The 8,438-nt window shown below is 62.1% G+C and carries 7 protein-coding genes; all 7 read left to right on the forward strand.

The window, feature by feature from the left end:
* Positions 1-878 (forward strand): helix-hairpin-helix domain-containing protein (locus tag ABYB95_RS11970; RefSeq protein ID WP_372658772.1); only part of this gene is annotated, 878 nt, incomplete at its 5' end.
* A 110-nt stretch (positions 879-988) separates the two neighbouring features.
* Positions 989-1,816, forward strand: a complete 828-nt coding sequence (locus tag ABYB95_RS11975) for an HDOD domain-containing protein (RefSeq protein WP_372658773.1) — start codon at positions 989-991, stop codon at positions 1,814-1,816.
* A gap of 123 nt (positions 1,817-1,939) precedes the next feature.
* Positions 1,940-2,725, forward strand: a complete 786-nt coding sequence (locus ABYB95_RS11980) for an HDOD domain-containing protein (protein WP_372658775.1) — start codon at positions 1,940-1,942, stop codon at positions 2,723-2,725.
* A gap of 31 nt (positions 2,726-2,756) precedes the next feature.
* Complete coding sequence (locus ABYB95_RS11985; protein WP_372658777.1) at positions 2,757-3,869, forward strand: phospholipase; 1,113 nt, start codon at positions 2,757-2,759, stop codon at positions 3,867-3,869.
* A gap of 30 nt (positions 3,870-3,899) precedes the next feature.
* Entirely contained in the window at positions 3,900-4,838 is a 939-nt protein-coding gene (locus ABYB95_RS11990; protein ID WP_372658778.1) for a rhodanese-related sulfurtransferase, read from the forward strand.
* A 203-nt stretch (positions 4,839-5,041) separates the two neighbouring features.
* Positions 5,042-6,724 (forward strand): 2-isopropylmalate synthase, encoded by a 1,683-nt coding sequence (leuA, locus tag ABYB95_RS11995; RefSeq protein ID WP_372658779.1) that lies wholly within the window; start codon positions 5,042-5,044, stop codon positions 6,722-6,724.
* Positions 6,725-6,756: 32 nt separating this feature from the next.
* Positions 6,757-8,298 (forward strand): 2-isopropylmalate synthase, encoded by a 1,542-nt coding sequence (locus ABYB95_RS12000; protein WP_372658780.1) that lies wholly within the window; start codon positions 6,757-6,759, stop codon positions 8,296-8,298.
* Positions 8,299-8,438: the final 140 nt, after the last annotated feature.

The raw sequence follows: 8,438 nt of genomic DNA on the forward strand, positions 1-8,438 counted from the left end.
CCCTCGAAGCGGTGGTCGAGGATTGTGTGAACGCGGTCGGGGTGGACCTGAACACCGCCAGCGTGCCGTTGCTCTCGCGTGTGTCGGGACTGAGTGCAGCGGTGGCGCGTTCGGTGGTGCACTGGCGCGAAGCGCACGGCGCGTTCCGCAACCGCCAGCAGTTGATGGACGTGGCCGGCCTGGGTGCCAAGTCGTTCGAGCAGAGTGCGGGCTTCCTGCGCATCCGCAACGGCGACAACCCCTTGGACATGACCGGTGTGCACCCCGAAACCTACCCGGTGGTGGAACAGATACTGAAGCACACGGCGCAGCCGGTGGCCGAGCTGATGGGCCGCGCCGACATGCTCAAGACCTTGCGCCCGGAGCTGTTCTCCAATGAGCGGTTTGGTGTCATCACGGTGAAGGACATCCTGGGCGAGCTGGAAAAACCGGGCCGCGATCCCCGCCCGGACTTCAAGGTGGCGCGTTTCAACGAAGGCGTGGACGCGATCACCGACCTGCGCGAAGGCATGATTCTGGAAGGCACGGTCAGCAACGTGGCCCAGTTTGGCGCCTTCATCGATCTGGGGGTGCACCAGGACGGCCTGGTGCATGTGAGCCAACTGGCGAACAAATTTGTCAACGACGCACGCGAAATCGTGAAAACCGGCGACATCGTCAAGGTCAAGGTGATGGAGGTGGACGTGGCGCGCAAGCGCATCGGCTTGTCCATGAAGCTGGGCGAGCCGATGCCGCGCAGCGCGTCGCGCGAAAACCGCTTCGAGCCCGCACGCCAGCCGGGGCGCGACCGGCAGGGCGGCAAACCGGTGCAGCCTGCGGGTAGCGGGTCCGCCATGGCGTCGGCGTTTGCCAAGCTCGACGGCTTGCGAAAAGCCTGAAAAAGGCCCGTTTTTCGGACTTTTCCTGCACGAGAACAAACTTAAGTTACGGGTGCGCCAGCCGATGAATCTGGTGTTCCAATACACACCTGCTCACGGACTTCTGCACCATGCAACTCGAAGACGTCCTGTCCTACCCCAGGGCTTTGCCACCCATGTCCCGCACCGTTTCCGACTTGCTGGCGGAAATGAACCGGGACGACCCCAGCCCCAAAAAAATTGGCGGCTTGGTCGCGCGTGATCCAGCGCTCACCACGCGGGTACTGCGCCTGGCCAATTCGGCCTTTTTTCGGGTCAGCCGAAAAATCGGCAGCGCCGACGAGGCCGTTGCATTGCTGGGTCTCACCCATGTACGTTCCTTGGTGATGGCTGCAGCGCTGGGTGCCAGTTTCAAAAAGGTGCCCGGTGTGGACCTGAAGCAGTTCTGGCGCTACAGCCTGCGTGTAGCCGATATCTCGCGCTCGCTCGCCAGCATGCTCAATCAGCACGAAGGCAATGCGTACACCACCGGCTTGATCCACGCCATTGGCGACCTGATCATGCACATCGCCATGCCCGCCAAACTGGCTCCCATCGATTTGCGGGTGCCGCCGTTGGACATGGACCGCGCCAAGGCCGAGATGGCCGCATTTGGTTTTTGTTACGCGCAGGTGGGTGCCGGTATGGCCGAAAAATGGCAGTTCCCGAGCGACATCGTATCGGCGCTGGCCAACCAGATCACGCCGTTTGAGGGCGACAACTACGACACCCTGGGCGGGGTGTTGCACCTGGCTTCGTGGCGTGCCCGGGCAGAGGAGATCCAGCTGGACAACAACGGACTGGCCGCCACCTTCCCCGACATGGTCGGTCTGTCTCTGGGGCTCGATCTCGAGAGCGTATTGGGCAAGGACCCTTCCGAATGGTCGTTCAACCAGGCCTTGAGCGCCTTCACCGACTGAGCCTCGAATAGGCTCAAGTCCGGCGGAATTTTGCCGATTCACACATATCCGCCCGTTTTCCCTCACCCACTCTCCCGCAGGCCCACTATGCACCTCGAAAAACTTCTCAAACAGCCGAATGCTTTGCCATCTGCTCCCGAGGTTGTGCGCAAGCTGATGTTGACCTTCAACCAGGAAGATGTCGACATCATGATGGTGGCCAGCTACATCGAGGACGACCCCATTCTCACGGCCAAACTGCTCAAGGTGGCCAACTCGGCATTTTTCGGTCTCACCCGCGCCATCACCTCGGCGCAGGACGCGATCAATGTGATGGGCCTGGTCAAGGTGCGTGCCCTGGTCGTCAGCGCCGCGCTGGGGCAGGGTTTTCATTGCGTGGGCGGCGTCAACCTGAACCAGTTCTGGCGCTACAGCCTCAACAGCGCCAACCTTTCGCAATACATCGCGCACCCGATCAAAATCGACGAAGGGACCGCCTTCACCACCGGCTTGATCCACGCCATCGGTGAGCTGGTGATGCACGCCGGCATGCCCGAGGCCATGATCGACCTGGACCGCAGCGTGGCCATGCTCGACCTCAAACGCGCACGGGCCGAAAAAGGCATGTTTGGCTACACCTACGCCGAAGTGGGCGCTGCGCTGGCACGCGACTGGAACTTCCCCAAGAACATGGTGGAAGTGATTGAGCACCAGGTCAACCCGTTTGACAACGGTGTGTACGAACCGATTGCCGGCGTGGTGCACATGGCCTCCTGGCGCGCCCGGGCCGAAGAGCTCTCGCTGGGCAACGCCATGTTGATCAGCTCCTATCCCGACCCGATCGGCAATGCGCTGGGCATGGACCCGGACATCCTGGTGGGTGATGACATCCCACCTCTGGCCCACAAAAAGACCCCGGTTCCCGCCTGAACCGTGCAGGCTGCGAGACAATCGCAGCCCTATGCGCAGCACCGACCGTCCAGCACTTCGTTTTTACGCGGGGCCCAAAGCCCGGCAGCACATCGCGCAACACGGGCTCCGGCCGCAGGACGTGGGGGTCGTGCCCGCCGCAGCGGGCGGACCCAAAGGACTGATCCTGGGGCCGATCGACCGCTTTCTGTTCGGCCACTGGCTGGCCCAAAGCCACCAAGCCATCCACCTGGTGGGTGCCTCCATCGGTGCCTGGCGCATGGCCACCGCCTGTCTGGACGCCTGCGTACCGGCCTTTGAGCGGCTGGAGCGCGACTACATCGCCCAACACTACGAGCTGCTGCCCGGTCAGAAGCGGCCCAGCGCCACCCAGGTGAGCGAACAATTCGGCGGCCAGTTGCGGCAGTTTTACAGCGGCCGCACGGCACAGGTGCTTAACCATCCCCGCTACCGCCTGCACATTGTCACATCGCGCGGGCGCCACATCCTGGGCCGGGAAGGGCGGTTGCGCACCCCGTTGGGTTATGCCGGTGCTTTTGTGGCCAACGCAGTGGGCCGCCAGGCGCTGGGGGCCTGGCTGGAGCGGGTGGTGTTCTCCGCCCCGTCCGCGCCCGGGGCTCCCGAGCGCACGCCCCTGCCTTTTGGCACGCAAGACTTTCGCACCCGCGCCGTGCTGCTGCGAGAAGACAACTTCATGGACGCCCTGCAAGCCAGCTGTTCCATCCCCTTTTTGTTGCGCGCGGTGCATGGGATTGCCGGGGCGCCGCCCGGTGCCTATTGGGACGGTGGCATCACCGACTACCACCTGCATCTGCACTACCAGGCACCCGCCGCCGCGCCCATCGTGCTGTATCCGCATTTCCAGAAAAGCGTGGTGCCGGGCTGGCTGGACAAGGCCTGGAAGTCGCGCCACCCGGCCAGCGCGGCCTTGGACTCGATGCTGGTGCTGGCGCCCGACCCGGCCTGGGTCCAGTCGCTGCCCAACGCCAAACTGCCCGATCGCACCGACTTCACCCGCTACGGCCAAGACCTGGCCGCACGGGTGCAGGCCTGGAGCGCCGCCGCATCGGCCAGCCAGCAGCTCGCCGACGAGTTGCAGCAGTGGCTTGAGCGCCCCGACCCCACGCGCATCGAAGCGCTGTGAGTGGGTTGCAGCGAGAGGGATAATTGCGCCATGGATACCCAGGCCCGCTACCTTACCGCCGCGCTGTACAAGTTCGTTCATTTGGCCGACTTTGCCGAGCTGCGCGAGCCGCTGCAAAGCTGTTGTGATGCCCATGGCGTCAAAGGCACCTTGTTGCTGGCCAGCGAAGGCATCAACGGCACCATCGCCGGCCCCGAGGGTGGCGTGCTCGCGGTGTTGGCCCACTTGCGTGCGGACGCGCGTCTGGCTGATCTGCGACACAAAAGCTCGTGGAGCGAGAACCCGCCTTTTCTGCGCATGAAAGTGCGCCTGAAGAAGGAAATCGTCACCCTGCGCGTGCCCGAACTCGACCCCAACAAGACGGTCGGCCAATACGTGAAGCCGCAAGACTGGAACGCCTTGCTGACGGACCCCGATGTGCTGGTGATCGATACCCGCAACGATTACGAAGTGGCCATCGGTACATTCAAGGGTGCGCTCAACCCCCACATCAAGACCTTTGCCGAGTTGCCCGCCTGGCTCGATACCCAGGAAGCGCTGCAAGAGGGGCATGCGAAACCCAAGATCGCCATGTTCTGCACCGGTGGCATCCGCTGCGAAAAATCCACCGCGCTCATGAAAATGCGGGGCTTCGATCAGGTCTACCACCTCGAAGGCGGCATTCTCAAATACCTGGAAGAAGTGCCACCCGAACAGAGTACCTGGGAAGGCGAGTGTTTTGTGTTCGACGAACGCGTGAGCGTGGGGCACGGTCTGCGGCCCGGCCCGCACGAACTCTGCCGTTCTTGCCGCTGGCCTTTGAACGAGCAGGACAAAGCCTCTGCGCACTATGTCAAGGGCGTGAGCTGTGCCCACTGCGTGGACCAGCGCACGCCACAAGAAAAGGCCCAGCTGGCCGAGCGCCAGCGCCAGGTGGAACTGGCCCAGGCGCGGGGCGAGGTGCACGTGGGTGCGCGCATGCCGGGCTGAGGCGCGTCGCACCCACGCAGCCGCCGCGCGCGGCTTTGTGATACATTGCTTGCCATGAAACGAATTTCCTTCTCGCTACTACTGGGTGTCCGAAACGGGCAGGTCTGGTAACGCGCGAGTGATTCCTGATAACGGCCCGTTTGCTTCCGCAACGGGCCGTTTTGTTTTGGGGTTGCGGATTTTTTTCACATTGAAAGAACACCATGTTGAAGCAAGCTGTCAACAAATACCGCGCCTTCCAACCCATCGGTTTGACATCGCGGACCTGGCCCGATGCGGTTCTCACCCGCGCCCCCATCTGGCTGAGCACCGATCTGCGCGACGGCAACCAGGCGCTGATCGAGCCTATGAACATCGAGCGCAAGCTGCGCATGTTCCAGACCTTGCTGAACATCGGTTTCAAGGAGATCGAAGTCGGTTTCCCGTCTGCCTCGCAGGTCGAGTTCGACTTTGTGCGCCATCTGATCGAACAGCATTTGATCCCGGACGACGTCACGATCCAGGTGCTGACACATGCGCGCGAACCCTTGATTGAACGGACCTTCGAAGCGGTGCGCGGTGCCCGCCGGGTCATCATGCACATGGTCAATCCGGTGGCGCCCATCATGCGGCGGGTGGTGTTGGGCTTGAGCGAAGACGGCATCGTGCAACTCGTGCAGCACCACGCGCGGGTGTTTGAACAGCAGGCAGCGGCCCAGCCGGAAACGGACTGGACCTTCGAGTACTCGCCCGAAATGTTCTCGGATACCGAACTGGCGTTTTCCAAACGGGTGGTGGACGCGGTCACCGAGATCTGGCAAGTGGGGCCTGACAACAAGTGCATCATCAACCTGCCCACCACGGTGGAGCACTCGACGCCGAATATCTTCGCCGACATGATCGAATGGATGCACCGCAACATCGAGCGCCGCGATGGCGTGATCCTGTCGGTCCACCCCCACAACGACCGGGGCACGGGTACTGCTGCAGCGGAACTCGCCCTGATGGCGGGCGCCGAACGGCTGGAAGGCTGCTTGTTTGGCAATGGCGAGCGTACCGGCAATCTCGATCTGATCAACGTGGCGCTCAACCTGTACACCCAGGGTGTGGATCCCGGGCTCGATTTCTCCAACATCGACGAGGTCCGCCGCTCTGTCGAATATTGCAACCAGATTCCGGTGCACCCGCGCCACCCCTACGTGGGCGAACTGGTCTACACCTCGTTTTCCGGTTCGCACCAGGACGCGATCAAGAAGGCCTTCGCCGCGCGACAAGAGGGCGACGTTTGGGACATGCCGTACTTGCCCATCGACCCCAAGGATCTGGGGCGCAGCTACGAAGCGGTGATCCGCGTCAACAGCCAGTCGGGCAAGGGTGGCATGGCCTACCTGCTGGAGACCGGGTACCAGTTGACGCTGCCACGCCGTCTTCAGGTCGAATTCAGCCGGGTCGTGCAAGCGGTCATGGACGAACAAGGACAGGAGCTGGACGCTTCGGATTTGTGGCGCATCTTCGACGCCGAATTTGCGCTGTCGCAAGCGACTGCGCCCGACTACCGGGTGGTGGCCGACGGCGATGGTGTGTTGCTCGACGCCGACGCCTGGTTCGACTCCGGCAGTGGCGCCATCCAGGGGCGGGGCACCGGCCCTATCGACGCGTTCGTCAACGGGGTCAACGCGAGCACCGGGCACCAGTTGCGCGTGGTCGATTTCCAAGAGCACGCCATGGGCGCGGGCGCGTCGGCCCAGGCGGTGGCCTATGTTGAACTGTGCATCGACGAGCAGCACACCTTGTTCGGTGTCGGCATGGACGCCAACACCGTCACCGCGTCTTTCAAAGCCATTCTTTCCGGATGGCGGCGCGCGCAGAAAGCGGGCCTGGTGGCGTTTGAGGTAGCCTCGGTCTAAATCCCCATTTTGAACACAAGAAGGAGTCCCCCATGTCTGACAAATTGATCATTTTTGACACCACCTTGCGCGACGGCGAGCAGTCCCCGGGTGCATCCATGACGCGCGACGAAAAGCTGCGCATTGCGCGCCAGCTGGAGCGGCTGAAGGTGGACGTGATCGAGGCCGGTTTTGCCGCCAGTTCGAACGGTGATTTTGAGTCGGTACGGGCGATCGCCGAGGCCATCAAAGACTCGACGATTTGTTCGCTCGCACGCGCCAACGATCGCGATATCGCACGCGCTGCCGAGGCTTTGCAAGGCGCACAGCGTGCGCGCATCCACACCTTCATCGCCACCAGTGCCTTGCACATGGAGAAGAAGCTGCGCATGACGCCAGACCAGGTGCTGGAGCAGGCCAAGCAGTCGGTTCGCTTCGCCCGCAATCTGGTGGACGACATCGAATTCAGCCCGGAAGACGGCTACCGAAGCGACATGGATTTTCTGTGCCGCGTGCTCGAAGCCGTGATCAAGGAAGGCGCCACCACGCTGAACATTCCCGACACAGTGGGTTACGCGATTCCGGAGTTGTACGGCGACTTCATCCGCACCCTGCGCGAGCGTGTCCCCAACTCGGACAAGGCGATCTGGTCCGTGCATTGCCACAACGACCTGGGCATGGCGGTGGCCAATTCGCTGGCCGGGGTCAAGATCGGTGGCGCGCGCCAAGTGGAATGCACCATCAACGGGCTGGGGGAGCGGGCTGGCAATTGTTCGCTGGAAGAGGTCGTCATGGCCTTGCGCACGCGGCGCGACTACTTCCAGCTCGACGTCGGTGTGGATGCCACGCAAATCGTGCCCGCGTCTCGCATGGTCAGCCAGACCACCGGGTTTGTGGTGCAACCCAACAAGGCGGTGGTGGGCGCGAACGCCTTTGCCCACGCCAGCGGCATCCACCAGGACGGCGTGCTCAAGGCCCGCGACACGTACGAAATCATGCGCGCCGAAGACGTTGGCTGGAGTGCGAACAAGATCGTGCTGGGCAAGCTCAGTGGTCGCAACGCCTTCAAGCAACGCTTGCAGGAACTGGGCATCGAGATGGAGTCGGAGTCCGAGATCAACACCGCGTTTGCGCACTTCAAGGAGTTGGCGGACCGCAAGAGCGAGATTTTTGACGAAGACATTCTTGCCTTGTGCAGCGAAGAAAGCGTGACCGCCGAGAAAGAACAATACGGCCTGGTTTCACTGGCCCAGCACAGCGAAACCGGGGAGCGCCCTCACGCCGATGTGGTGTTCACCGTCGGTGGCCAGGAGGTGTCGAGTGGGTCCGACGGCAACGGCCCGGTGGATGCGTCCCTGAAGGCGATTGAGCAGCACGTCAAGAGCGGTGCGGAAATGGTCTTGTATTCGGTCAATGCCATCACCAGCGGCTCCACCGAAAGCCAGGGCGAGGTGACGGTGCGGCTGCAACACGGTGGGCGGGTGGTCAATGGCGTGGGCGCCGACCCGGACATCGTGGTGGCCTCTGCCAAGGCTTATTTGAGCGCCCTGAACAAATTGCACAGCAAATCGGAGCGGGTAGCGGCTCAGGGATAACTTCTTTCAAATCAATAACATAGCTTTCATTTTGTTAAAAGTTATCGAAAATGATGCCAAAAGTAGCACCTTTTCGCCCGTTCATTGAAGAAGAAGACACAAGCATTTGATATTGCTAGTTTTTTTCTATTTGTCTATAC

It is taken from the genome of Hydrogenophaga sp., from assembly GCF_041633695.1.
In the GTDB taxonomy this organism is placed as follows: domain Bacteria; phylum Pseudomonadota; class Gammaproteobacteria; order Burkholderiales; family Burkholderiaceae_C; genus Hydrogenophaga.

Excerpts from the sequence above, each read along its gene's own strand:
- ABYB95_RS12000 (WP_372658780.1), top strand. The coding sequence starts at position 6,757 with ATGTCTGACAAATTGATCATTTTTGACACCACCTTGCGCGACGGCGAG.
- leuA (WP_372658779.1), top strand. The coding sequence starts at position 5,042 with ATGTTGAAGCAAGCTGTCAACAAATACCGCGCCTTCCAACCCATCGGT.
- ABYB95_RS11985 (WP_372658777.1), top strand. The coding sequence starts at position 2,757 with ATGCGCAGCACCGACCGTCCAGCACTTCGTTTTTACGCGGGGCCCAAA.
- ABYB95_RS11975 (WP_372658773.1), top strand. The coding sequence starts at position 989 with ATGCAACTCGAAGACGTCCTGTCCTACCCCAGGGCTTTGCCACCCATG.
- ABYB95_RS11990 (WP_372658778.1), top strand. The coding sequence starts at position 3,900 with ATGGATACCCAGGCCCGCTACCTTACCGCCGCGCTGTACAAGTTCGTT.